Source organism: Gordonia sp. LMA167 (assembly GCF_058130025.1).
This window is the reverse complement of sequence record NZ_CM176708.1, coordinates 2,080,060-2,103,204: the sequence shown is the minus strand read 5'-3', so window position 1 is coordinate 2,103,204 and position 23,145 is coordinate 2,080,060. Positions and strand designations below refer to the sequence as shown.

The window sequence follows — 23,145 nt, the reverse complement described above, 5'->3', positions numbered from 1 at the left end:
TTACTCGACCAGCGGGTCGCTGCCACTCGACCACCCACCGCTGATCGAGTAGGCGCCGAGCCGCCAGGCGAGGCACCGTATCGAGATCACCACCATCACATCGGGTCTCGATACGCGACTCACTCCGTTCGCTGCTACTCGACCAGCGAGCGGGGCAACTCGACCACCAACCGCTGATCGAGTAGACGACGAGCGGGTAGGGTTACTCGACCAGAGGGTTGGGCTACTCGACCAGCGACTTGGCCACTCGACCGCCCACCGCTGATCGAGTAGGCGCCGAGCCGCCAGGCGAGGCACCGTATCGAGATCACCACCATCACATCAGGTCTCGATACGCGACTCACTCCGTTTGCTGCCACTCGACCAGCGGGTAGGGCCACTCGACCAGCGACTTGGCCACTCGACCAGCGGGGCTCTGCTTGCTAGCCGGCGGGCATCAGATCGCGCGGTGGTGCCGACGCCTGATTCGTTGTGGTCCGGAAGAACTCGACGCTCGACACCGATGCCGGATCGACATGGGCTGCCGCAAATGCCTGCCGCTTGAAGGCCTGTGCGGCGACACTGAGCCGATGCGAGATCGTCAGACAGCGTCCGTCGAGCTCTGTCGGCATCTCGTCGCCCCACAGCTTCACATCGACGAGGCCCTGGTCGATCGATGTCATGGTCGCCGACCGTAGACGCTCCTCGGAGGCAAGGACTTTCGGCGAGATGGCCACCGCCTGCGGCCACGGACCGATCTTGCGCTGGTCGAGCGATTCTCGCGAGACCAGTGAGCTGCGCAGGTCGAAAAGACTGGCACCGAGGATCTCCAGCGGTCGGGTCTCGCCGTCCTCGGCGACGTGGACCGACACATCCCAGCCTGCCATCGACTGGTCGAACAACCAGCCACCCGCGTATTCGATCGCCTCCAGTGGGTCGGCAGCGAGGACGGCTAGGCGGTAGCGGAGGGGACGTCGGCGCGCGACAGCTCGCGCTCGAGTGATCTCGCGTACTCCCGGAAGACTCTTACCAGCGGAATTGACGGGTCCAGCAGCCATGATGTTTCCATTCCATTGATGAAGGCGATGACTTCCACGGCCTTGTCGGCCGCGTCCAGGTCGGTACGGAATCGCCCGTCGCGTTGGCCGCGCCTGATACCGTCGGCGACGGTCTCGACTGCCGCGTGATAGCGGAACAACAGCCGATCGTGTAGTGGAGTGTCCGGCTCGAGGTTCTCCGCCTGCAAGACGGTGAACATGCGAACCTGTTCCGGCGAGCGCTCGAACCGCTGTGCGACATTCTCGAGTTGCTCGAGAATGTCACCTTCGCGATCGGCGTGCTGGTCGTCGTCGGCGTCGCGGAGCTCCAGGACTGCGTGGAGCAATTGGGCCTTCGACTCGAAATGATGCAGGAGACCTGCGGGCGTGACGCCCGCCTCCGCCGCGATCTGGGCCAAGCTCGTATTGCGCCATCCGTTCCTGGCGAGCATTCGCTGCGCCACCTCGAGGATGCGCTGCTTGCGCTCCTCACCCTTGGTGAGAAGCGCGTCGTACGGGCGTGTTCCAGTCACCTGACTCCACTAGTTGATCTGCGATTCGCCGTTCGGGGGCTGCCCGAATCCAACCTAGTGAACACATAGTAGGTAGGTTTGCCGAATGTGACAAGGGTCTCATCTGTCAATAATCGATGTAGACATCACAGGGCTACTTTCAACCGCCGTCTCACTGAAAGAGAATGACACTTATGATGCCGAGAGTGCTATTCTCGCTGGACAGACCCCACGTCAACGATGTCTTGAGGTGAGAGTGCGCTACATCTACCACTATCCGGAGACCAACGGACCTGACGGTGACCTGTTCGCTGCCGGCCGGCTCAAGGACGTTGCGGTCGCAGTGGAACGCGCGGGATTCGATGCGTTCTCCCTCAGCGAGCACCCCGCTCCCGGTGCCCGATGGCTTGCTGCCGGTGGTCATCAGACCTTGGATCCCTTCGTCGCCCTGGGGTACGTGGCGGCCGCGACCGAGCGACTCTGCGTGCTGACACACCTGGCGGTTGCCCCATACCGCAATCCCCTACTCCTGGCGAAAGCCGCCTCCACCCTCGACGTCCTCTCCGGCGGGCGGCTGATCCTCGGGCTGGGAACCGGCTACCAGAAGAGTGAATTCCACGCGCTCGGCGTCGACATCGACAAGCGCAACGCCCTGTTCGACGAGGCCCTCGACGTGCTGCCATTGCATTGGAGTGGTCAGTCGTTCAGCTATCAGGGCGAGCACTTCAGCGCCCGGGATGTCATGGCTCGTCCCCGACCCATCCAATCACCGATCCCCATCTGGATCGGCGGGAATTCACGACTCACGCGGCGCCGCGTCGCACAGCGGGCGCAGGGGTGGATGCCGATGACCGGCGGGGCACAGCTGAGCTCGACCGCTCGGACGCCGATGCTCGGAACCGACGTCGAGTTGGGCGACGCCATCGCCGAACTTCGTTCAGCCGCGGACGCGGCGGGCCGCACCGAACCGATAGACGTTCTGTACTCCTATCAGGATCACGGACTTGCCACGCCTGCCGTCGACGCCGATCGACACCGAGAGACCTTCGTGGCGCTCGAAAAAGCCGGCGTCACCTGGATCGTGGTGTCGAGCGGCACGACCGGACAGCCGGCGACGACCGAATGGCTGGACGCTTTCGGCGCAACCTATCTGTCCTGACCTGACGGGAGACCTCCGCCATGGGATGGTTCGAAGAGCGCAGCGGCCTGAATGGCGCGGTTGCAGTGATCACCGGCGGCGCTGGTGGGCTGGGTGAGGCGATCGCGGTGGATCTGGCCGCGAACGGCGTTCGGCCGGCGGTCATCGACATCGACGAGGCGGCCGCGGCGACACTCCGCCGCGGCTTCGCCGCACGGGGAGATGACGCCATCGTGCACTGCGCAGACGCGCGCGATCCAGAGTCACTGGAGAAGCTCGTCACCGCCGCGGTCGAACGCTGGGGGCGTCTCGACATACTCGTCAACATCGTCGGCGGTACCTTCCGGTCACCCTTCGTGGACAGCACCCCCAAAGGCTGGGAGGCGCTGCTGCGCACCAATTTCCACCACGTCTTGCATGCCTGCTCACTTGCGGTCCCACGGATGCAGGTGACCGGACGCGGCGGCAGCATCATCAACATCACCACGATCGAAGCTCACCGCGCGGCACCGGGATTCGCCGTGTACTCGGCGGCGAAGGCAGCCGTCGAACAGTTCTCGCGAACCCTCGCGGTCGAGGTCGCACCTGATCGGATCCGAGTCAACAACGTCGCGCCGGATTTCGTACCCACACCGAATCTCGCGAAGTTCGGACAGGGTGCGGTCCCGGCGATGGCCACGCCGGAAGGTGCCCGAATCGCCATCCCGATGGGACGTCCTGGCGAAGTGACCGACGTGTCCAACGCGGTGGTGTTCCTGGCCTCCGGGCTGTCGAGTTACATCACCGGGACGACCGTGCATCCGGACGGTGGGACGTCCGCATCATCCGGATGGTTCAACTGGCCAGATCACGGTTGGGCGAATTACGCGCCGACGTGACCCGCACTCATATCACTCACAGCCCCAGTGACTTGGCGATGATCGTCCGCATGACCTCACTCGTACCAGCGTAGATTCGAGCCACCCGGGCATCGGTATACAGGCGGGCGATCGGGTATTCCATCATGTAGCCATAGCCCCCGAACAGCTGGAGACACCGGTCCACCGCTCTGGCCTGCATCTCGGTGCAGAAGAGCTTCACCCGTGCCGCGTCGGCGCCGGACAGTTCACCGTCCACCAGATCGATGACGGCCAGGTCGAGCATGGCCTGAGCCGCCTCGATCTCTGCCGAGATCGAGGCCAGCTCGAACTTCGTGTTCTGGAAGCCGGACACCGGCTTGCCGAACGCCTTGCGTTCCTTCACGTACTCGATCGTCGCGGTCAACGCCGCCCGCGCCTGGGCGACCGAACCCGCCGCCACGGTCATCCGCTCCTGCGGCAGATTGCTGCCCAGGTATCCGAACGCGGCGCCCTCCTCGCCGAGCAGATTCGTCACCGGCACCCGAACATCGGTGAACGAGAGTTCCACAGTGTCCTGGACCTTGCAGCCCATCTTGTCGAGCACACGGCCACGCTCGAAACCCTCCATCCCGTCCTCGACGACGAGCAAACTGAGGCCCGCACGACGATTGCCTCGGTCGGTCGAGGTCCGCGCGACCACGATGACGAGGTCGGCGAGCAGGCCTCCCGTGATGAAGGTCTTCGCGCCGTTGAGCACGTAGTGATCACCGTCGCGGACCGCGGTGCTGGTCATGCCCGCGAGATCCGACCCGGTGCCCGGCTCGGTCATCGCGATGGCGGTCAGCAACTCACCCGCGGCCATCCCCGGGAACCACCGTCCCCTCTGCTCGGGGTTCGCGTAGCGCAGGAAGTACGGCAGGATCACGTCGAGCTGAGTTCGCACGGTCGACAGCGTGACCAACGCGCGCGCCGCCTCCTCCTGCAGGATCACGTTGTAGCGGAAGTCCTCCTGGCCCGCTCCCCCGTATTCCTCCGGGATCGCCATCCCCAGCACGCCGAGCTCACCGAGTCGCGCGAACACCTCGCGCGGCATCTGGCCGGCCTTCTCCCACTTCGGGTACTCGCCTACGACCTCTTTGGTCACGAAGTCACGGACGAGCAGACGAAACGCCTCGTGATCGTCGTGGTAGATCCCACGTCGCATATCGGAATTCCTCTCAGGCGATCAGTTCGACAAGGGTCGCGTTCGCAGTACCGCCGCCCTCGCACATCGTTTGCAGTCCGTAGTGAATTCCGTTGTCGCGCATGTGGTAAAGCATGCGCGTCATCAAGATCGCGCCAGATCCCCCGAGCGGATGGCCGAGAGCGATGGCCCCTCCGACCGGGTTGAGTCGGTCCTCGGGTGCACCGGTCTCGACGAGCCACGCCATCGGCACCGGCGCGAAGGCCTCGTTGACCTCGAACGCGCCGACGTCACCGATCGCCACACCTGCTTTCGCGAGCACCTTCTCGGTAGCGGGAATCGGGCCGGTCAACATCAGCACGGGATCGGCACCCGCGACCGCCCCCGCGCGATACCGGGCAATCGGCGTGAGGCCGAGCTCCCGCGCGTGCTCGGACGTGGTGACCAGGAGCGCTGCCGCACCATCGGAGATCTGTGATGAGTTGCCGGCGTGGATCACGCCGTCTTCCCGGAACGCCGGCTTGAGACCACCGAGCTTCTCGACGGTGCTGGCACGCCGAACCCCTTCGTCGACCGAGACGGATCCCGCGTCGGTGGATACCGGGACGATCTGCTCGGCAAACGCACCTCGATCGATCGCCGCGGCCGCGAGTTCGTGTGACCGGACCGAGAACTCGTCCACCCTCGTCCGGGAGAAGCCCCACTTCTCGGCGATGAGCTCCGCCGAGATCCCCTGGTTGAAGGAGAAATCCTCGTACCGGGCCAACACTTTCGGTCCGTACGGCATCCCGGTGGAGCGGGCCGACCCGAGCGGCACCCGGCTCATCACCTCGACGCCGCCGGCGACGACGACGTCCTGCTGCCCGGACATCACCGCCTGCGCAGCAAAGTCCAGCGCCTGCTGGCTCGAGCCGCAGGCGCGATTGATGGTCGTACCAGGAATGGACTCGGGCCACCCGGCCGCGAGAACGGCATATCTGCCGATGTTGCTTGACTGGTCACCGACTTGCGACACGCAGCCCCACACCACGTCGTCGACGATGGCGGGATCGATGCCGGTACGACGCACCAGTTCGTTCAGCACAATCGCGGAGAGGTCCGCAGCGTGCATCCCGGACAATCCACCGTTACGTTTGCCGACCGCAGTGCGGACGGCCTCGACGATCACGACTTCACGCATGTCCTCTGTCTCCGTTCCTGTCCTGTGCTGGACTGCCGGGTGGCGGCACCGCCCATCGTCCGGTGAACACCGGGTCCTTCTTCTGCGCAAACGCGGCGTACGCCTCGGCGGCGTCCGACGTCCCGAAATTGATCACCTGCGCGCGCGATTCACCGGCGAGCGCCTCCCGCAGCGTTCCGCCGGCGCCCTCGTTCAGCAGCATCTTGATCTGTCCCAACGCCACCGGTGGGCCCGCGGCCAACCGATGTGCCTTCTCGTCCACGAACTGATCGATCTCGGCGTCGTCGATCACCCAGGTGACCAGGCCGAGCGCCTGCGCCTCGGTGGCATCGATCATCTCGGCCAGCAGCGCAAGACGTTTCGCCTGCTGCAGCCCGACGAGCCTGGGCAACAGCCAGGACCCGCCGAGATCCATCGACAGTCCGCGCCGCGCGAAGATCTGCGAGAAGCGGGCATCCGGGGTGGCCACCACGAGGTCACAACCGAGTGCGAGGTTCCAACCGGCCCCGACAGCCACCCCGGACACCTTCGCGATCGTGGGGATCGGCAGATAGTGCAGTGCCATCGCGACATCGGTCAGGATGCGCAGCTTCTCGGTCGGATGACGCGGATCCGGCGTCGAGATGTCTGCTCCGGAGCAGAAGGCGCCGCCTGCTCCGGTGAGGACCAGCGCCCGGGTGCCGGTGGTGCGAGCCGTCTCCTCGAACACGTCGCGCAGCGCACACCAGGCCGGCCAGTCCAGAGCATTCTTTCGTGCGGGCCGGTTCAGTGTCACCGTCCGGACGCCGGTGTCGTCGTCCTCGACGACGACACCGGGCGCGACTCCGTTGTCCGTCACCGCTCGAACGCGGGACCGACCGCCCCCCGCGCCCGCAGGTCGGCGATGTCGTCGGCGCTCATCCCCAGTCCGGCCAATACGGTGTCAGTGTGTTCCCCCAGACCCGGGATCGCACCCATGACAGGCTCGAAGCCCGCGATCACCGGTGGCGGAAGGATCGCCGGGATCGGCCCGTTGGGCGTGTCGATCTCACGCCAACGGTCGCGCTCGGCGAGATGGGGGTGCGCGATCATGTCGCTGGGCCGGTTGAACCGAGCGTTGCCGATTCCCGCTTCATCCGCCGCCTTCTGGATATCGGCCAGTTCATGCCGGCCACACCACTCGGCGATGGCCTCATCGAGGATCTCGCGATGCGCGACTCGGCCCGCATTGGTGGCGAACCGAGCGTCGGCGGCCAGATCGTCCCGTTGCACGATCTCCTTCGAGAGACGCTGCCATTCACGATCATTGGTGGTACCCAAGACCACGGTCTGACCATCGATGGTCGGATAGGCGCCGTAGGGGGCGACCGCAGGCGACCCCATGCCGCGTGGCTCCTGATCGATACCGGTATGCCGCGTGTAGTTCAGCGCATACCCCATCAGCTCGGCCATCGTGTCGAACAGACTGACGGCCACCGCACCGCCGCGCCGACCGTCTGCGGTGCCGCGGCCCCGCGCCACGAGCAGCGACAGGATCGAGATCGCCGAGTACAGACCAGAACACACATCGGCCATCGGTGGACCCGGCTTCGCCGGCGCGTCCGGATGGCCGGTGATCGCGCACGCCCCCGATTCAGCCTGTGCCAGCAGGTCATACGCCCGCTTGTGCGAGAGCGGTCCGCCCGGCCCGTACCCGTCGATCTCCACCACGATGAGATCCGGATGCCTCCCCTCCAGGTCCGCGGGGGCGAGGCCCATCTTGGCGGTGGAGCCGGGCGCCAGGTTCGAGACCAGGACGTCGGCCTGGGCCAGCAGGCGGTGCAGCACTTCGAGTCCGGCCGGGGACTTGAGGTCGATGGTGACGGATTCCTTACCACGATTGACCCAGACGAAATGAGCGGCCATCCCGTTGACGACATCGTCGTAATGGCGTGCGAAATCGCCGCCGTTGGGATTCTCCACCTTGATCACCCGGGCACCGAGATCGGCCAGTGTGCGGGTGCACATCGGCGCGGACACGGCCGCTTCCAGTGCCACCACGGTGATACCGGCCAATGGAGCTTCTGTACTCGACATCACATCACCATACCGCCGTCCACCGGCAGCACCTGCCCCGTGACGAACGATGCCGCATCGGACGCAAGGAAGACGAATGCGCCTGCGACCTCTGCAGGTTCGGCCCAGCGCCGCAACGGGATCCGGTTCAGCATCGTGGGCGCGAATCTCTCGTCGGTACGGATTGTCTCCGTCATCGGGGTGGCCGCGAGCGGTGCGATGGCGTTGACCAGAACATTCTTGCGGGCCAGCTCCCGGGCGAGCGACTTCGTGAGCCCGATGATGCCGGCCTTGGCCGCCGAGTAGTTCACCTGGCCCAGCGTGCCGGTGATCCCTGCCGACGACGTCACGTTGATGATGCGGCCCGTCCCGTCGGTCGCCAGGAACGGCAGTGCGGCCTGCGACGTGTTGAACGCGCCCATCAGGTGGATGTCGAGCATACGACGGATGCTCTCCTGCGTGGTGTCCCCGAACATCGCCGGCGCGGTCACCCCGGCGTTGTTGACGACGACGTGGACCGTACCGTCGCCCAGCGTGGCGGCCCGACTCATCACCGCGTCCGCGGCTTCCCGGTCGCTGACGTCGAATCCCATGCTGTCGGCCTTGCCGCCATCCACCGAGATCTGCTCGGCAACCTTCGCTGCTGCGCTCGCGTCGACGTCGGTCACCAACACAACTGCCCCGGCCGCGGCCAATGCCTGCGCCACGGCGGAGCCGATGCCACCGGCCGCACCGGTGACCACCGCCGAGCGTCCCGTCAGATCGAACAAGGTGTTGTTGGTCATCAGTAGCTCCTCGGCATACCCAAAGTGTGCGATCCCAAGTAGTTCAGGATCATTTCCTGGCTGATCGGCGCGATCCGCATGACGCGCGCCTCGCGGAAGTATCGGGCGACGTTGTATTCCTCGGAATATCCCATGCCACCATGTGTCTGCAGTGCGCGGTCGGCGGCCGCGAAACCGGCTTCCGCGCACAGATACTTGGCAGTGTTGGCCTCACGGCCGCAGGGCTTCCCATTGTCGTAGAGCCAGGTTGCCTTACGCAACACCAGCTCCGCGGCATCCAGGTGAGCCAGCGAATCGGCCAGAGGGAACTGGATGCCCTGATTCATCCCGATCGGACGGTCGAACACCTCGCGCTGCTTCGCGTACGTCACGGCCCGGTCGAGGGCGACGCGGCCGATACCGAGCGCCTCCGCAGCGATGAGCATCCGCTCCGGATTGAGACCGTCGAGGAGATATTTGAAGCCCTTGCCCTCCTCCCCGACCCGATCCTCCTCCGGCACATACAGGTCGTCGATGAACAGCTCGTTCGAGGTGACCGCGTTGCGGCCCATCTTCTTGATCGGTCTGATGTCGACGTGCGCGCGATCGAGATCGGTGAGAAACAACGTCATGCCGTCGGTCTTCTTCTCGACCTCGGCATAAGGTGTCGTGCGGGTGAGCAGCAGGATCTTCTCCGACTCCATCGCCTTCGAGATCCACACCTTGCGCCCGTTCACCACATAGCCGTCGCCCTTGCGACGAGCCGATGTGGTGATCCGCGAGGTGTCCAGCCCTGCACCCGGTTCGGTCACGCCGAAGCACACGTGCAGATCGCCGTTGACGACCCTGGGCAGGGTGCGTTGCTTGAGCTCGTCGGACCCGTGAACGACGACGGGTTGCATACCGAAGATCGACAGGTGAATCGCGGTTGCGGCGTTCATGGCACCACCCGATCGGGCGACCTGTTCGAGCAGGATGGTGGCTTCGGTGATCCCGAGGCCGTGCCCGCCGTATTGCTCGGGGATGGTCATGCCGAGCCATCCGCCGTCGGCGATCGCCTGGTAGAACTCGGTCGGGAACTCGTGCGCGAGATCCTTGTCCATCCAGTACTGGTCGTCGAATCGTCCTGCGAGTTCGGCCACCGACTTGCGGATCAACTCCTGATCCTCGGACAGCTCGAAACTCATCCCTTCCGACATACGCCGAACCTTCCTGTGTGCTTGTGCCGGACATGCGCCCGCACCGGCCCTCCCTCACGTCGGGCCGGTGCGCTCGCTGCCGGTCAATCCGATGCCGGGAGCGCTTTCGCCGACTTGAGCGCCATCACCGTGCCATCGCAGGTGAGCGGACCCGCACCGGCTGCGGCGCAGAGTAATTCCACTGTCTCGTCGGCGTTGACGTAACGCTTGCCGATCAGGAGGCCGGGTTCCGAGCCGTCCTTCGCGGGCTGTGTCACCGACTTCGCGGGCTGGAGTGACGTTTCACCGCAGATGATCTCGGCGACCCCGTCGGCCGGAGCCTTGACGACCACCACCTTGGTGGTGCAGGCCGAACATGCCAGCTGTTCACCCGCGCGCAATGGCGGGACTTTCGTGGTCATTGCGGATCTCCTCCTTGACTGGGGTGGTGTGTTTTCCGGCCACCGGTGCCGGGGCCGGGGCGAGTCGCTCGCCGAACGTGTTGAGGTCGAACGACTGCCGCGCCAACCAGAAACGCAGGAAATTGGTCAGCGAGTACCGCAGAAAGACCGCGGACCCGACGATGGCCACGGCCACACCGGTGAGCGCGATCGTCAGCGCGTCACGCTGAACCAAAGGGTCGGATGTGTTGTGCGACATCAGATAGGCGATCACGCCAAGCGCGACGCCGAGCACCATCGCGGCCACCCCGAGCCGAACCCAGAGCTGCGACCTGGCAGCAGCGGGATCGGGGATCTTCAGCTTTTCGAGTTCCTGCGTGAATCGTTGCGCCCGGTCATCGGATGTGGCGGTCATGTAGCACTTCCTAGGTAGAGGTTGGCAAGTTCTTTTCTGAGTGATTCTCCTGGCGGACCCTCGTATTCGACCTGGCCGCGCACGAGCACCGCCGCATGATCAGCCATGTCGAGAACGGCCGACGCGAACTGCTCCACGACCAGGACGGCGACTCCGTCACGGGCGATCTGGGCGACGTGCTCGTAGAGTTTCTCCACCACCAGCGGTGCCAGGCCCATCGAGAGTTCGTCGAGGAGCAGAACCGCCGGGTCTGTTGCCAGCCCACGGGTCAGCGCCAGCATCTGCTGCTCACCGCCCGAGAGGGTGCCCGCGGTCTGCGATGCCCGTTCCTCGAGGATCGGAAACCTCGAGAAGGCGATCTCCTCGATCTGCTCGCGCGACTTCCCGGTGAACGTCATCATCCAGAGGTTCTCGCGCACAGTGAGATTCGGGAACACTCCCCGGCCCTCGGGGATCAGACACACACCGGCGAGCGCCGCATTCCGCGAAGCGATACCCGTCACGTCACGGCCACCGTAGAGAATCCGGCCCGAGTCCACCGGGTGCACACCCGCAGCCACTTTCTGGGTCGTGGTCTTGCCGGCGCCGTTGGGTCCGAGCAGGGCCACCACCTGGCCTGCGTGGACGCTGATGTCGACACCGTGCAGCGCCGTGATCCCGTCGTAGCCGGCACGGATGTCGCAGAGTTCGAGTAACGGTGGAATCATGCTGTCCCCAAATAGGCGTCGAGTACTGCGGTGTTCTGCCGCACCGTTTCCGGTGGACCGGACGTGATGATGGACCCGAGGTCGAGGACGTGGACCTGGTCACAGACACCCATGACGAGTTCCATGTCGTGTTCGACGAGCAGGATCGCCACACCGTCGGCTGCCACCGTGCGGAGGATCGCGGCGAACCGCTCGGTCTCCTCGGCATCCTGCCCGGCGGCCGGCTCGTCGAGCAGGATCACATCCGGTCGGGTGGTGAGCGCACGTGCCACCTCCACCTGCCTGCCCACGCCGGTCGGCAAGGAATCGGCCAGCCGATCCGCGTAGGCGCCCAGCTGCGCACGCTCGATGACCCCATCGACCAGTTTCGTCGCATCACGACCGTGACGTCGGAGTTCGGCGGCGACGAGCAGGTTGTCGCGGACGCTGAGGCGACCGAACAGTTCGAGTCCTTGGAACGTCCGCGCCATACCGCGTTTGGCGCGCTGTGCCGGGCCCAGCCGCGTGATGTCCTTCCCGTCGAGCACCACCGAGCCGGTGTTCGGCCGGCGAAGTCCTCCGATGACGTCGAACAGTGTGCTCTTGCCGGCACCGTTGGGCCCGATCAACCCGGTGATGTGTCCGCGCTCCGCGGTCAGGTGTACCCCGTCCAGCGCCTGGTGCGCGCCGAAGGACACCGACACATCACTGACTTCCAGCAGCGATGGCACGATCCAACACCTCCTCGTCGTCATCGGTCCACGGCCGGGAGATCCCCCACCATTCGACCGGGATGTCGGTATCGTCCGACCCGTCATCCATGTGTGCCCTGCGGTCTCGCCATCCGGCAACCAGCGGTGCAAGCACCGCGCCGACCACCATCAACAGGCAGAACACATAGCCGTTGAACACATCGGCAAGGCGCAACAACCACGCGACCAATGTCCACCCGACCAGTGCGCCCATGACGACACGATCGGCGAACGCCAGATCCCATTGCTTGCGCAGCGACGCGATTCCGCCCTCCTTGACGGCCCGCGCCCCGAACGCGATGCCGAGAAGCGCCGGAATCGCCTGGGACACCTCACGCAGAGCCGGCCACAACACACCGATCGCGTTCAGCGGGCCCGCCAGGGCCGCACCGGTGAAGATTCCACTACCCACTGTTCCCAATCCGGCCAGGACCACGACGAGGAAGATCGGCAGCCCGGAGATGAAGTTGAACTGGTCTCCGGTGACCGATCCGAGTTGGATGCCGTACAGCGCACCCCCGAGTCCCGCCAATGCCGAACTCAGTCCGAACACCACCAGTTTGGAGGTCAGGAGGTTGCCACCGAGGGTGGCGTAGGCGGCCTCGCTGTCGCGAAGCGCGATCAGTTTGCGCCCGAGACGTCCTCGCCGCAACAGCGCCACACCGAGCGTGGCCGCAGCGAGGACAACCGCCGCGAAGACCGTGGTGCGTTGTGGAGTGTCGATGGCAAAGCCGAACAACGACGGCCCCGGCACCTCGACCGATCCCTGGTCGAAGAACGAGATGCGCACTCCGAACAAATCGAAGGCCGGAAGCGTGAAGATCCAGCGGTCGAAGATCACGGCGATCGCAGCCGTCCCCAACGCCAGGTACACCCCGGACAAACGCAGTGCGGGCAGTGCGATCGCCGCTCCCACCACCCCGGAGATCACCATCGCGGCGATGATCGCCCACCACTGACCGTTCGCGCCCAGGTGGCCACACACGATCGCACCGATACCGGCAAGGGTGATCTGGCACAACGAGATCTGACCGGCGTATCCCGCCAGTGGGACATACGAGAGCGCCAAGACACCGAAGGCGAAGATCTGCCCGTAAGTGAGGAGGTCGCTGTCGCTGAGCACCGTGGCCAGGATCAGACCGGACCACACGATCACCAGGGCGAAGAAGATGGTGCCTCGCAGCGACGGCAAGGGAACGGGACTGAGTTGACGATCTCGGCCCCGCAACCGTCCGTGCGGGAAGGCCAGTAGGGCGAGCAGGAGCAGGATCGCCGGAGCCGCCAACCGAATTCCGGGTAGATACGCGTTCTGCGGCAGATAGCCCGTCAGGTAGCTCTCCATGCAGCCGACCACGACCGCACCGAGGAAGGTCAACGGGAGACTCTTCAGCCGACCGAAGATCGCCGCTGCGTATGCACTGACGATCACCAACGACAGCGACATCGCGTCGAGTGCGACCACCGGGGCGATCAGGACGCCACCGACGGCGGCGAGCTCGATGCCCAGAATCCACGCGATCCGGTTGGCCCGCACCGGATCTGCTCCGGTGAGGCCGACCAGTGAGCGGTCATCGACGGTGGCTCGCATCTCCGTCCCGGCGCGTGTCCGGAACAGCAAGACCCGCAGGCCGACAGCCACCAGGATGGCGACGATCATCGTGAGCGCCTGGTGCCAGGTGACAGTGGCGCCGAAGACGTGCAACGGCGGCTGGTCGGCGAAGAACTGCGGCAGGTTGCGCGGTTCGTTCGGATCCCAGATCCATCGCGCCAGTGCGATCAGGCCGCTCAGCAAGGCGACGGTCATCACCAGCTTCTCGGCCTCACCGAGCGCCTGCACCGGGCGCAGCGCCACCTCGACGAACAGTCCGAACAGTGGCGTGAGCACACCCAACACCACGACCAGCGACAACCAGATCGGCCACCCCCAGCCGGCACTGAACTGCCAGTAGGTGAATGCCGCCATCATCCCGGCCGCGCCATGCGCGAAGTTGAAGACGCCGGTGGTGGTGTAGGTGACGACCAGCCCGCCGCTGATCACTGCATAGATCGCGGCGGTGCTGAGTCCGACCACGCCGAAGGCGAGGAATTGATCCATTACTGAACGTCACTCATCGTCTTGCCGACATCGGACAACTTCATGCCCTCGCCGTACTGTCCGGTCCACTTCTTCACCGGGATGTTGCAGCGGTACGCGCCCTGGTCCGGATCGAAGTCAGCCGGCTCCCAACCGTTCGCGGTCGTCTTCTCCACGTTGAAGCACGCCGACGGCGCCGCACCCGGCGTGAGATTCTGGGGAGCCTGCAGACCACCCGCGGTCCATGCGGTCTCCTTGGTCGCCGCCTCCATCAGGCACGAGCGGGTCAGGTTGTCACCACAGCTCGCCGCCGACTTCGCGAACACGAGCCATGAGGAGAAGGCGCGGAGCGCGGGCAGGGTGATGGTCGCGTCGGGAGCGTACTTCTTGTACAGATCCTTGAGCTGGTTCATCACCGGGTCGGTGCTCTCGATCGGCAGCACACCGCCGAGGTCGACGAGGTTGTTCTGCTTCTCCGCAGACGGACCGATCAGGTCGAGGAACGCCTGACTGTAGGCATTGTTGTTCGCGTCGATCCAATCCGGCTTGTAGTTCATGCTGGTCAACACGCTCTCGAGCTTGGCGAGCTGGTTGTACTGCCCGAAGAAGATCAGCCCCTTGACACCCTTGTTCTTGATCGCCTGCGCGTATGGCGTCCAGTCCGAGACACCCGCGGCCGGGTAGAGATCGTTGTAGACGAAGGTGCCGCCGGCGGCCTTCACGGTCTCGGCCTGGATGTCACCGAGGACCTTGGTGACCGGGGAGTCCCCGTTGATGATGCCGATCGCGTTCGCCGAATCCGGATACGCGTCTTTGAGCAGCCACTCGCGGAACTGGTAGTACGGCAGGTAACCGAACACCTGCGAGGGTGATGCCTGCACACTGAGATCCGCGCCGAGCTCGGCCAGCTGCGCGACCTGGGCGGGGAAGTTCGGCAGCAGGCACGACAAGCGCTCTTTGGTGCCCAGCCCGTCCAGCGCGGCCCCGCCTCCGACGAGTGCGAAGTCCGTCTTGCACGCCTCCGACATCTGCTGGCGAACCGCCATGAGCTTCGTGTCGTGCGTGTTGGCCACGAGTTTACGGCCGTTGATCCCGCCGTTGTCGTTGCACCACGACGTGAAAACCTTTGCCGCGTCGACGAACTCCGAGTTCTTGGTGAAGCCGACGTCGGAGAGTACGCCGACCTGGATCTCCGAGTCACTGACGCCCTGCGCGGTGGTCCCCTTGGCGGATCCGCTCTGACAGACGTCGTTCAGGTCGCCGAACGAACTCGACGCGCTCGACGAGGAGCCCGTTCCGCCGCCGCCGGACTCCTCGGTGCCACTACCGTCGCGGCCACCGCAACCCGCGGCCGCAAACGCGACAACCACGACCGCCGCCGCGAGTATTCGTTGTGCTCTCACCTGATTCTCCTCAATGACGTCTCCGGGCGGACAATCCCGCAGGGTGTCGAGAGCGTCTCGCGAAGGCTGTGGACCAGCGTCGAAGACCAGCCGTGGCATTGCTGCTCTCGCTAATGAGAAACTAGCTTCTCCTAAACGAAGAATCAACACATTCAGAGATCCAGGTCACATGCCCAGCAAATCGCGACCGCCCGACGTCGCAGAACGCCATGAGAGGCGAGCAGAGCGCGGAGCACGCGCGGCCGCGCGCCGACACGAATTACCTCTCGATGGATTGACTGGAGCCGCATCTCGTGAAAACGTAGTATCCGTGAATGAGAATATGATTCTCGAAGGGAGGGTCAGATGCGGCTGACACCGCTGCCCGCCGACCAATGGGACGACGACGTCGACGCCGCGCTGGCGGCGATGCTGCCCAAGCGGCGCCGGAATCCCCAGGGTGCCGGCAACGCGTTGGCGACGCTCGTCCGTCACCCGGACCTCACCAAGGCCTTCATTCCGTTCAACGTGCACCTCCTGTTCGGGAACACACTGACCGACCGAATCCGGGAGGTCGCGATCCTGCGGGTCGCGGAACTCGGTGCGTCGCACTACGAGATCGAGCACCACACCGGCATGGGCCAAGCGGTCGGGATGACTCTCGCCGAGATCGAGGACGCACGCAGAGGCGTCGCGCTGGACCCGGTCGAGCAACTCGTGCTCGATGCGGTCGGTGAACTCCTCGGTGCACACGCCATCCTCGACGGAACCTGGTCTGCCCTGCAGGAACATCTCGACGACCGGCAGTTGATGGACCTGGTGTTCACCGTCGGCACCTACTCGACATTGTCCATGGCATTCAACACATTCGGCATCGAGCCGGATCGTGAGCTCCAGCCCGAATACGAAAGGTAGACCGTTGGCACACTTCAAGAAGCCCGATGCGGGAAGTTGGACCGAGAGCTTCGACGGCCTCGGCACCGAGCCCGTCGATTACACCGACTCCATCGATCCCGAGTTCTACGAGGCCGAACGGGAGGCCATCTTCAAGAAGACGTGGCTGAATGTCGGCCGGGTCGAGCGGCTGCCCCGCAAGGGCAGCTACTTCACCCGCGAACTGGCGGTGGTCAACACGTCGCTGATCATCGTGAAGGGCAAGGACGACGTCGTCCGTGCATTCCACAATGTGTGCCGGCACCGCGGCAACAAGCTCGTCTGGGACGACTTCCCCAACGAGGAGACCTCGGGCACCTGCCGTCAGTTCACCTGCAAGTACCACGCATGGCGGTACGACCTCACCGGCGATCTCAGCTACGTCCAGCAGGAAGGCGAGTTCTTCGATCTGGACAAAGACCAGTTCGGACTCAAGTCCGTCCGGTGCGAGATCTGGGAAGGCTTCATCTTCATCAACCTCGACCCCGACGCCGAGTCCCTCGAGGACTATCTGGGGGCATACGGCCAGGGCATCAAGGGATACCCGTTCCACGAGATGACCGAGGTCTACAGCTATCGGGCCGAGATCGGCAGCAACTGGAAGCTGTTCATCGATGCGTTCGCCGAGTTCTATCACGCACCGGTGCTGCATCAGAAGCAGGCCGTCAAGGACGAGGCCGACAAGCTGATGAAGGTCGGCTTCGAGGCCCTGCACTACGACCTGCAGAGCCCGCACTCGATGATCTCGTCGTGGGGCGGGATGTCGCCACCCAAGGACCTCAGCATGGTCAAGCCGATCGAGCGGATCCTGCGTTCGGGGCTGTTCGGCCCGTGGGACCGGCCCGACATCGAGGGCCTCGATCCGTTGCCGCCGGCGATCAATCCCGCCGGCGCGGTGCCGTGGGGCGTGGACGAGTTCGAGTTCTTCCCGAACATGTCGCTGCTGTTCTGGGCGCCCGGCTGGGTGATCACCTACCAGTACTGGCCGACCGCGGTGAACCAGCACATCTTCGAGGCCAACCTCTACTTCGTGCCGCCGAAGACCGTGCGCGAGCGACTCGCGCAGGAACTCGCCGCGGTGACATTCAAGGAGTACGCCCTGCAGGACGCGAACACCCTCGAGGCGACCCAGACGATGCTCGAGACCCGAACCGTCACCGAGTTTCCCCTCTGCGACCAGGAGGTCCTCCTGCGTCACCTGCACAAGATGGCCGTCGATCACGTCAAGGAGTACGAAAATGCCAAAGCTGCCAGCTGAATTCGCGGATCTGGAGAAGTTCTCGGGGTGGTGCCTGCCCACCGAGGCGGAGCGCTACGCCAAGCGCCTCGACTCGACGATGCCGGAGATGCAGGAGTTCTACGACGCGGCCATGCCACGCCTCGAGGACGCCTGCGCCTTCGGTGACAAGTTCCCGCTCGACGATCTGCCCGAGGACGTCCGCTCGCTGATCCACCTGATGCAGTCGTTGGTCATGGTGTCCTTCCCGGTCGAGGTCTGGAAGCAGCCCCGCGTCCCCGACAGTGGAGCGGCCTGGGCCGAACTCGTTTCCGAACCCGTGGTCTGATGGTCACTCTCAAAGCTGCCGGCCTCATCGACGTCGACAAGGGCGAGCTCATCACGCCGGGCATCGTGCGCGTCGACGAAGACCGGATCGTCGGCGTGGGAGGCGAACCCGAGGGCGAGATCATCGACCTCGGCGACCACATCCTCGTGCCCGGCCTGATGGACATGGAGGTCAACCTGCTGATGGGTGGACGGGGCGAACGCCCCGTCTATTCCACCGTGCAGGATGACCCTCCGACCCGCATGTTGCGTGCGGTGGGCAACGCGCGTCGCACGCTTCATGCCGGCTTCACCACCGTCCGCAATCTGGGCCTGTTCGTGAAGACCGGCGGATACCTTCTCGACGTCGCACTGGGCCGAGCCATCGACAAGGGCTGGATCGACGGTCCGCGCATCGTGCCGGCGGGTCACGCGATCACCCCGACCGGCGGCCACCTCGACCCGACGATGTTCGCCGCGTTCGCGCCCCACGTCCTGGACCTGACGCTCGAAGAAGGCATCGCCAACGGCGTCGACGAGGTACGCAAGGCCGTCCGGTACCAGATCAAACACGGCGCGCAGCTCATCAAGGTCTGTGTGTCCGGCGGCGTGATGTCGCTGACCGGAGAGCCAGGGGCACAGCACTATTCGTTCGACGAGCTGTGCGCGATCGTGGACGAGGCGCACCGTCGCGGGCTGCGGGTGGCATCCCACACACACGGGGCCGAGGCCGTCAAGCAGGCCGTGCTCGCCGGTATCGACTGCATCGAACACGGCTTCCTGATGGACGACGAGGCCATCAAGATGCTGGTCGCCAACGACACGTTCCTGGTGCCGACGACACGTCTGGCCGATGCGATGGACGTCTCCCATTCTCCGCCGGAGCTGCAGGCGAAGGCTGCCGAGATGTTCCCGAAGGCCCGTATCTCGGTGAAGAAGGCCTACGACGCGGGCGTCAAGATCGCCGTGGGCACCGATGCGCCGGCGATCCCGCACGGCAAGAACGCAGACGAACTCGTGGCCCTCGTCGAGCGCGGGATGCCCGAGGCGGCGGTGCTGCGCGCGGCCACCGCGACCGCAGCGGAGTTGATCAGAGCTGACGACCGCGGACGCATCGCCGAGGGATTGCTCGCCGACATCATCGCAGTACCCGGAAATCCCTTGGAGGACATCACCGTCACTCAAGACGTCCGCTTCGTGATGAAAGGTGGCAAGGTCCATGTCCGGAAATGACAAAGCCAGAAATGACGCGTCCCGCAATGACGACATCATCGACATCGAGCAACTGCTCGCGAAGTACGCAGTCACGATGACCAAAGGGGACACCGAGGGTGTGGTGTCGGTCTTCACCCCGGATGGCACGTACAGCGCGTTCGGCGAGATGTACCCGCTGGACCAGTTCCCGCGACTCGTCGAAGCCGCACCCAAGGGGCTCTTCCTCACCGGCACCGCGCTGATCGAGGTCGACGGCGACACCGGAACCGGCACCCAGCCCCTGTGCTTCATCGATCACACCCAGCAGGACATGCGGATCGGCTACTACAACGACACCTATGTCCGCACCGACGACGGATGGCGGCTGAGAACGCGCGCGATGACCTTCATCCGGCGCAACGGCGAGCACAATTCCGGCCGCCCGCACGCGATCTCGTTCAGCGGGGAATGAACACCACCGAATTCCGGGCGGCGCTGTGTGAGTGGTTCGACACGCATGATCTGACGCCCGGCGACGACCACTCGTTCGACGCGCAGGTGGCCCAGCTCGGCCGGGTGCGGCGAGCACTGTTCGACGCCGACTGGATGCGCTACGGGTGGCCGCACGAGGTGGGGGGTCTCGGCGGCGCCCCGATCCTACGCGCCGTCCTCGGCGAGGAGGTGGCCACCCGCAACCTCGCTGAACCGGGCATCTACTCGATGATCGAAGTCCTTGCGCCGACGATGATCTCCTACGCGCGGCCCGAGCTGGCCGCGGAGATGGTGCCGCGCCTGCTCAACGGCGACGAGCAATGGTGTCAGGGTTTCTCCGAGCCCGGATCGGGCAGCGACCTGGCGTCGCTGAGCACTCGGGCTGTACCAACCGGGGACACCTGGATCATCAACGGCCAGAAGGTGTGGACCAGTCTGGCCCAGTTCGCGGCCCGTTGTGTTCTGTTGACCCGCACATCGCCCGGACACGACGGCATCACGGCCTTCTTCGTGGACATGGACACACCCGGGATCACGGTGCGCCCGCTACGGACGATGCATGGCGTCGACGAGTTCGCGGAGGTGTACTTCGACGACGTGGTGGTGCCGGCGGATCGGATGTTGGGCGAACCCGGCGACGGCTGGCGCCTGGCGATGGACCTGCTGCCGCACGAGCGCTCGACGTGCTTCTGGCACCGTATCGCCTACCTCTTCTCCGTCCTGGACAACCTGGTGTGCCAGACCGATCCCGTCGATGATCTCGATCTCGGCGCCGCCTACCTGGCGGCGCACACAGTCCGGTGCCGCTCCTATGCGACCCAACAACGACTGGATGCGGGAGGCACCCTGGGACCGGAGACCTCCGTGGACAAGGTGTTGCTCGCGACCGCCGAACAACAATTGTTCGACTCCTGCCGTGATCTGCTGCCCGGCGCCATCGAGTGGACTGATCCCGCCTTGCGATCGGAATACCTCTACTCGCGTGCGGCGACCATCTACGGGGGCACCGCCGAGATCCAGCGCAACATCATCGCGCGTCGGCTGCTCGATCTGGGAAAGGGTGACAGTGGATAGCTCGGAGCAGGAACTCCTGGCGGATTCGCTCCGCAAGATCATGGCGTCGAGCACCGGCACCAACCTCGACAAAGCGCTCGACGAGCTCGGCTGGCCGGAGCTCCTGGTCGGCTTCCCCGACATCGCGATCCCCCTCGTGTTCCGCCTCCTCGGGGAGACCGGCTCGCACAGTTCGGTTCTCAACGACGTGGCGGCGCTTTCGTCTGGGGGCGAACCGGGATCGGTCATGCCCCTGCCATTCGTCGGCGATCGATGGCTGCAATGGTCTCGCGAGGAGACCACCGGAAGCGAGTCCCTGGACCCTGAACTCCCGTTGCGCGAGGTTCAATCCGGAGCCGATTTCCCACTCGTGAAGGCCCGTATCGCGCTCGGCTGGTGGCTGGTCGGCTCGAGTCGGGCCATGCTCGAATTGGCTCGCACCCACGCCCTGGATCGCACCCAATTCGGTCGCCCGATAGCCGCATTCCAAGCGGTGCGGCACCGCCTCGCCGAGGCATACGTCGCCGTCGAGGGCGCCGAGGCCACCCTGGAGGTCGCTCAGGACGATCTCGGTGCGCTGCTCGCCAAGGCTGCGGCCGGACGCGCTGCACTGAGTACGTCGCGCCACGTACAGCAGGTCCTCGGCGGTATCGGATTCACGGCCGAACACTCCTTCCATCGGCATGCGCGCCGGGTCGTCATGCTCGACTCCTTGCTGGGCAGCAGTAGGGATCTCACGCGCCAGGCGGGCCGCATGATCCGCACGTCACGATCGGCTCCGCGACTGATCGATCTCTGACCCACCGTCGTTCCCCGGGCGATCTCCTGGGACCACCCAGCACGGAAGACATTTCGGGCCGGCCTCGATTCGAGGCCGGCCCGACGTGTGTGGTCAGATCACGCGCAAGCGGGGACTGTACCGGTATCGCCCTGCACTGCGAGCAGCGCACAGAAAGTATCGGACGACACCTTCCACGTGCCATCTACCAGGACCGCCTGGCCGGTCTGTCCCGGCATGACCGGATTGCCCTGCATCAGCAGGTCGTAGTCGACGTTGGCGTGATCGGCGTCGGTCATGGTGACGCCCTTGACCGCCACCGTGGTCTGCATCGCCTGTGGGTTCTGGGTCATGCCCTGCAGCACCGGGGTGAAGGCATCCCCCTTCTCGATCAGCGTGGCCCGCTCGGCCGGTGGCGTCTGGCCGTTGAAGAAGACCACATATGCATCGGTGATCTCCTTGGTCGTGGCCGCATCCGCGGTGGCTGCGGCCGACGATGTCGCCGCCGCCGAACTGGTTGCGCTCGACGCGGAATCACTCGAATCGGAGTCGTCGCTACAGCCCGCGGCGACACCGACGATGATGACCACGCCCGCACACATGGCGAGTGCTCGCCCGGTGAGTGTTCTCCGCATGGTGGTGTCCTTTCTCGTGGATGCCTGACAAGGGACATCCATCTCTCACAAAGGGATCGACGGCAATGGGTGCCGGCGACCGAGTCTGATAATCACATTCTCACTTGAGAGAATACGGCAATCGCGCTGTTCACAAGTGCTTTTCGACGAATTCACGGCCGGACCAGGGTATGCCCTAACCGATCCTTCCCTTCATCTCCTCCAGCTGCGCAAGGATCGGGAAGCCATTGACACTCAGTGCATTTCCGTGGCCGGTCTGATGGATCTCGAAGACCGACTGGATCGCCGCGTAGAACCCCTGCACGTCAAGGGTCTGATTGACCGCGCGCTTGGCCTGCCGCAGTCCGAACGCCGGCATCGCCGCTATGGTGCGGGCCATCTCCTCGGTCCGCGCGTCCAGTTCGGCGCGCGGAACCACGAGATTCACCATCCCGGTCTTCTCCGCCTCTTCGGCGGTGACCGGACGCCCCGTGAAGAGGATCTCTTTCGCCTTACGCGGACCCAATTCCCAGGTGTGGCCGTGGTACTCCACTCCCCCGATACCCATCATCACCACCGGGTCCGAGAACTTGGCGTCCTCGGAGGCGATGATCAGATCACACGGCCAGCAGAGCAGCAGCCCTCCTGCGATGCAACGCCCCTGGACCGCAGCGATGCTGGGTTTGGGATTGTTGCGCCAGCGCAGGCTGTATTCGAGGTACCTCCGGGCCTCGCCGTCATAGACCATCTCGAGGGTGATCTTGTCCGGCCGCGGCGCGCCGCTGTTGAGATCGTGTCCCGCCGAGAAATGCTTGCCCTCGCCACGTAGGACGATCACGGCGACGTCGGGGTCTTTTCCCGCCTCCGTCCAGGCCGCGTCGAGTTCGTCGAGCAGTGCCGCGTTCTGGGCATTCGCGACCTCCGGCCGGTTCAGCGTGATCGTCGCGATCTTGTCGGTGACCTCGTACAGGACGTTCATCCGTG

The 23,145-nt window shown here is 65.0% G+C and carries 25 protein-coding genes; 9 read left to right on the top strand and 16 right to left on the bottom strand.

The features are described from left to right. Positions 1–422: 422 nt before the first annotated feature. Positions 423–881 carry a hypothetical protein gene (locus ACVT6V_RS09450; RefSeq protein ID WP_489899550.1) on the bottom strand — a complete coding sequence of 153 codons (459 nt, stop codon included), beginning with the start codon at positions 879–881 and terminating at the stop codon, positions 423–425. Between the two features lie 50 nt (positions 882–931). Then, positions 932–1,549 (bottom strand): TetR/AcrR family transcriptional regulator, encoded by a 618-nt coding sequence (locus ACVT6V_RS09445; RefSeq protein WP_489899549.1) that lies wholly within the window; start codon positions 1,547–1,549, stop codon positions 932–934. Between the two features lie 235 nt (positions 1,550–1,784). Here ACVT6V_RS09445 and ACVT6V_RS09440 point away from each other — a divergent pair, with 235 nt between their 5' ends. Then, the gene (locus ACVT6V_RS09440) at positions 1,785–2,687 is read left to right on the top strand and encodes an LLM class F420-dependent oxidoreductase (protein ID WP_489899548.1); all 903 of its coding nucleotides are present in this window, start codon (positions 1,785–1,787) and stop codon (positions 2,685–2,687) included. A 20-nt stretch (positions 2,688–2,707) separates the two neighbouring features. After that, positions 2,708–3,544, top strand: coding sequence for an SDR family NAD(P)-dependent oxidoreductase (locus tag ACVT6V_RS09435; RefSeq protein WP_489899547.1), 837 nt, complete (start codon positions 2,708–2,710; stop codon positions 3,542–3,544). Between the two features lie 16 nt (positions 3,545–3,560). Here ACVT6V_RS09435 and ACVT6V_RS09430 read toward each other — a convergent pair whose 3' ends face one another. From ACVT6V_RS09430 to ACVT6V_RS09375, 12 genes are all read right to left on the bottom strand, one after another. Then, positions 3,561–4,709: an acyl-CoA dehydrogenase family protein gene (locus ACVT6V_RS09430; protein WP_489899546.1), complete on the bottom strand. Its 1,149-nt coding sequence runs from the start codon at positions 4,707–4,709 to the stop codon at positions 3,561–3,563. A 13-nt stretch (positions 4,710–4,722) separates the two neighbouring features. Further along, positions 4,723–5,868, bottom strand: coding sequence for a thiolase family protein (locus ACVT6V_RS09425; protein ID WP_489899545.1), 1,146 nt, complete (start codon positions 5,866–5,868; stop codon positions 4,723–4,725). Then, positions 5,861–6,706, bottom strand: coding sequence for an enoyl-CoA hydratase/isomerase family protein (locus ACVT6V_RS09420; protein ID WP_489899544.1), 846 nt, complete (start codon positions 6,704–6,706; stop codon positions 5,861–5,863). Before ACVT6V_RS09420 ends, ACVT6V_RS09425 begins: the two co-directional genes overlap by 8 nt. Beyond that, complete coding sequence (locus tag ACVT6V_RS09415; RefSeq protein ID WP_489899543.1) at positions 6,703–7,923, bottom strand: CaiB/BaiF CoA transferase family protein; 1,221 nt, start codon at positions 7,921–7,923, stop codon at positions 6,703–6,705. The genes ACVT6V_RS09420 and ACVT6V_RS09415 overlap by 4 nt, the downstream gene beginning before the upstream one ends. Next, positions 7,923–8,687, bottom strand: a complete 765-nt coding sequence (locus tag ACVT6V_RS09410) for an SDR family oxidoreductase (protein WP_489899542.1) — start codon at positions 8,685–8,687, stop codon at positions 7,923–7,925. Before ACVT6V_RS09410 ends, ACVT6V_RS09415 begins: the two co-directional genes overlap by 1 nt. After that, the gene (locus tag ACVT6V_RS09405) at positions 8,687–9,865 is read right to left on the bottom strand and encodes an acyl-CoA dehydrogenase family protein (protein ID WP_489899541.1); all 1,179 of its coding nucleotides are present in this window, start codon (positions 9,863–9,865) and stop codon (positions 8,687–8,689) included. Before ACVT6V_RS09405 ends, ACVT6V_RS09410 begins: the two co-directional genes overlap by 1 nt. 83 nt (positions 9,866–9,948) lie before the next feature. Further along, the gene (locus ACVT6V_RS09400) at positions 9,949–10,266 is read right to left on the bottom strand and encodes a hypothetical protein (protein ID WP_489899540.1); all 318 of its coding nucleotides are present in this window, start codon (positions 10,264–10,266) and stop codon (positions 9,949–9,951) included. Then, complete coding sequence (locus tag ACVT6V_RS09395) at positions 10,232–10,660, bottom strand: hypothetical protein (protein ID WP_489899539.1); 429 nt, start codon at positions 10,658–10,660, stop codon at positions 10,232–10,234. Before ACVT6V_RS09395 ends, ACVT6V_RS09400 begins: the two co-directional genes overlap by 35 nt. After that, positions 10,657–11,367 (bottom strand): ABC transporter ATP-binding protein, encoded by a 711-nt coding sequence (locus tag ACVT6V_RS09390; protein ID WP_489899538.1) that lies wholly within the window; start codon positions 11,365–11,367, stop codon positions 10,657–10,659. The genes ACVT6V_RS09395 and ACVT6V_RS09390 overlap by 4 nt, the downstream gene beginning before the upstream one ends. Further along, positions 11,364–12,077, bottom strand: a complete 714-nt coding sequence (locus ACVT6V_RS09385) for an ABC transporter ATP-binding protein (RefSeq protein WP_489899537.1) — start codon at positions 12,075–12,077, stop codon at positions 11,364–11,366. The genes ACVT6V_RS09390 and ACVT6V_RS09385 overlap by 4 nt, the downstream gene beginning before the upstream one ends. Next, positions 12,052–14,193: a branched-chain amino acid ABC transporter permease gene (locus ACVT6V_RS09380; protein WP_489899536.1), complete on the bottom strand. Its 2,142-nt coding sequence runs from the start codon at positions 14,191–14,193 to the stop codon at positions 12,052–12,054. The genes ACVT6V_RS09385 and ACVT6V_RS09380 overlap by 26 nt, the downstream gene beginning before the upstream one ends. Beyond that, entirely contained in the window at positions 14,193–15,575 is a 1,383-nt protein-coding gene (locus ACVT6V_RS09375) for an ABC transporter substrate-binding protein (RefSeq protein ID WP_489899535.1), read from the bottom strand. Before ACVT6V_RS09375 ends, ACVT6V_RS09380 begins: the two co-directional genes overlap by 1 nt. 345 nt (positions 15,576–15,920) lie before the next feature. Here ACVT6V_RS09375 and ACVT6V_RS09370 point away from each other — a divergent pair, with 345 nt between their 5' ends. From ACVT6V_RS09370 to ACVT6V_RS09340, 7 genes are read left to right on the top strand one after another with little or no spacing between them, the layout of a single operon-like run. After that, positions 15,921–16,469 (top strand): carboxymuconolactone decarboxylase family protein, encoded by a 549-nt coding sequence (locus ACVT6V_RS09370; protein WP_489899534.1) that lies wholly within the window; start codon positions 15,921–15,923, stop codon positions 16,467–16,469. 4 nt (positions 16,470–16,473) lie between these two features. Beyond that, positions 16,474–17,745 (top strand): aromatic ring-hydroxylating oxygenase subunit alpha, encoded by a 1,272-nt coding sequence (locus ACVT6V_RS09365; protein WP_489899533.1) that lies wholly within the window; start codon positions 16,474–16,476, stop codon positions 17,743–17,745. Then, complete coding sequence (locus tag ACVT6V_RS09360) at positions 17,726–18,052, top strand: hypothetical protein (protein ID WP_489899532.1); 327 nt, start codon at positions 17,726–17,728, stop codon at positions 18,050–18,052. The genes ACVT6V_RS09365 and ACVT6V_RS09360 overlap by 20 nt, the downstream gene beginning before the upstream one ends. Continuing rightward, the gene (locus ACVT6V_RS09355; RefSeq protein WP_489899531.1) at positions 18,052–19,263 is read left to right on the top strand and encodes a metal-dependent hydrolase family protein; all 1,212 of its coding nucleotides are present in this window, start codon (positions 18,052–18,054) and stop codon (positions 19,261–19,263) included. Before ACVT6V_RS09360 ends, ACVT6V_RS09355 begins: the two co-directional genes overlap by 1 nt. Continuing rightward, positions 19,250–19,696, top strand: coding sequence for a nuclear transport factor 2 family protein (locus tag ACVT6V_RS09350; RefSeq protein WP_489899530.1), 447 nt, complete (start codon positions 19,250–19,252; stop codon positions 19,694–19,696). The genes ACVT6V_RS09355 and ACVT6V_RS09350 overlap by 14 nt, the downstream gene beginning before the upstream one ends. Then, positions 19,693–20,790: an acyl-CoA dehydrogenase family protein gene (locus ACVT6V_RS09345; RefSeq protein WP_489899529.1), complete on the top strand. Its 1,098-nt coding sequence runs from the start codon at positions 19,693–19,695 to the stop codon at positions 20,788–20,790. Before ACVT6V_RS09350 ends, ACVT6V_RS09345 begins: the two co-directional genes overlap by 4 nt. Further along, positions 20,783–21,568 carry an acyl-CoA dehydrogenase family protein gene (locus tag ACVT6V_RS09340; RefSeq protein WP_489899528.1) on the top strand — a complete coding sequence of 262 codons (786 nt, stop codon included), beginning with the start codon at positions 20,783–20,785 and terminating at the stop codon, positions 21,566–21,568. The genes ACVT6V_RS09345 and ACVT6V_RS09340 overlap by 8 nt, the downstream gene beginning before the upstream one ends. Before the next feature lie 98 nt (positions 21,569–21,666). Here the strand turns inward: ACVT6V_RS09340 and ACVT6V_RS09335 are convergent, their stop codons facing one another. Then, positions 21,667–22,182, bottom strand: a complete 516-nt coding sequence (locus ACVT6V_RS09335; RefSeq protein WP_489899527.1) for an MTB12 C-terminal domain-containing protein — start codon at positions 22,180–22,182, stop codon at positions 21,667–21,669. A 175-nt stretch (positions 22,183–22,357) separates the two neighbouring features. Further along, positions 22,358–23,140, bottom strand: a complete 783-nt coding sequence (locus ACVT6V_RS09330) for an enoyl-CoA hydratase (RefSeq protein WP_489899526.1) — start codon at positions 23,138–23,140, stop codon at positions 22,358–22,360. Positions 23,141–23,145 lie beyond the last annotated feature (5 nt).

What these genes read in the sequence shown, in the direction of transcription:
- ACVT6V_RS09425 (WP_489899545.1), bottom strand. Translation starts at nt 5,868, where the DNA reads ATGCGTGAAGTCGTGATCGTCGAGGCCGTCCGCACTGCGGTCGGCAAA.
- ACVT6V_RS09335 (WP_489899527.1), bottom strand. Translation starts at nt 22,182, where the DNA reads ATGCGGAGAACACTCACCGGGCGAGCACTCGCCATGTGTGCGGGCGTG.
- ACVT6V_RS09395 (WP_489899539.1), bottom strand. Translation starts at nt 10,660, where the DNA reads ATGACCGCCACATCCGATGACCGGGCGCAACGATTCACGCAGGAACTC.
- ACVT6V_RS09380 (WP_489899536.1), bottom strand. Translation starts at nt 14,193, where the DNA reads ATGGATCAATTCCTCGCCTTCGGCGTGGTCGGACTCAGCACCGCCGCG.
- ACVT6V_RS09360 (WP_489899532.1), top strand. Translation starts at nt 17,726, where the DNA reads ATGCCAAAGCTGCCAGCTGAATTCGCGGATCTGGAGAAGTTCTCGGGG.
- ACVT6V_RS09415 (WP_489899543.1), bottom strand. Translation starts at nt 7,923, where the DNA reads ATGTCGAGTACAGAAGCTCCATTGGCCGGTATCACCGTGGTGGCACTG.
- ACVT6V_RS09390 (WP_489899538.1), bottom strand. Translation starts at nt 11,367, where the DNA reads ATGATTCCACCGTTACTCGAACTCTGCGACATCCGTGCCGGCTACGAC.
- ACVT6V_RS09410 (WP_489899542.1), bottom strand. Translation starts at nt 8,687, where the DNA reads ATGACCAACAACACCTTGTTCGATCTGACGGGACGCTCGGCGGTGGTC.
- ACVT6V_RS09330 (WP_489899526.1), bottom strand. Translation starts at nt 23,140, where the DNA reads ATGAACGTCCTGTACGAGGTCACCGACAAGATCGCGACGATCACGCTG.
- ACVT6V_RS09355 (WP_489899531.1), top strand. Translation starts at nt 18,052, where the DNA reads ATGGTCACTCTCAAAGCTGCCGGCCTCATCGACGTCGACAAGGGCGAG.
- ACVT6V_RS09400 (WP_489899540.1), bottom strand. Translation starts at nt 10,266, where the DNA reads ATGACCACGAAAGTCCCGCCATTGCGCGCGGGTGAACAGCTGGCATGT.
- ACVT6V_RS09370 (WP_489899534.1), top strand. Translation starts at nt 15,921, where the DNA reads ATGCGGCTGACACCGCTGCCCGCCGACCAATGGGACGACGACGTCGAC.
- ACVT6V_RS09345 (WP_489899529.1), top strand. Translation starts at nt 19,693, where the DNA reads ATGAACACCACCGAATTCCGGGCGGCGCTGTGTGAGTGGTTCGACACG.
- ACVT6V_RS09405 (WP_489899541.1), bottom strand. Translation starts at nt 9,865, where the DNA reads ATGTCGGAAGGGATGAGTTTCGAGCTGTCCGAGGATCAGGAGTTGATC.
- ACVT6V_RS09435 (WP_489899547.1), top strand. Translation starts at nt 2,708, where the DNA reads ATGGGATGGTTCGAAGAGCGCAGCGGCCTGAATGGCGCGGTTGCAGTG.
- ACVT6V_RS09430 (WP_489899546.1), bottom strand. Translation starts at nt 4,709, where the DNA reads ATGCGACGTGGGATCTACCACGACGATCACGAGGCGTTTCGTCTGCTC.
- ACVT6V_RS09350 (WP_489899530.1), top strand. Translation starts at nt 19,250, where the DNA reads ATGTCCGGAAATGACAAAGCCAGAAATGACGCGTCCCGCAATGACGAC.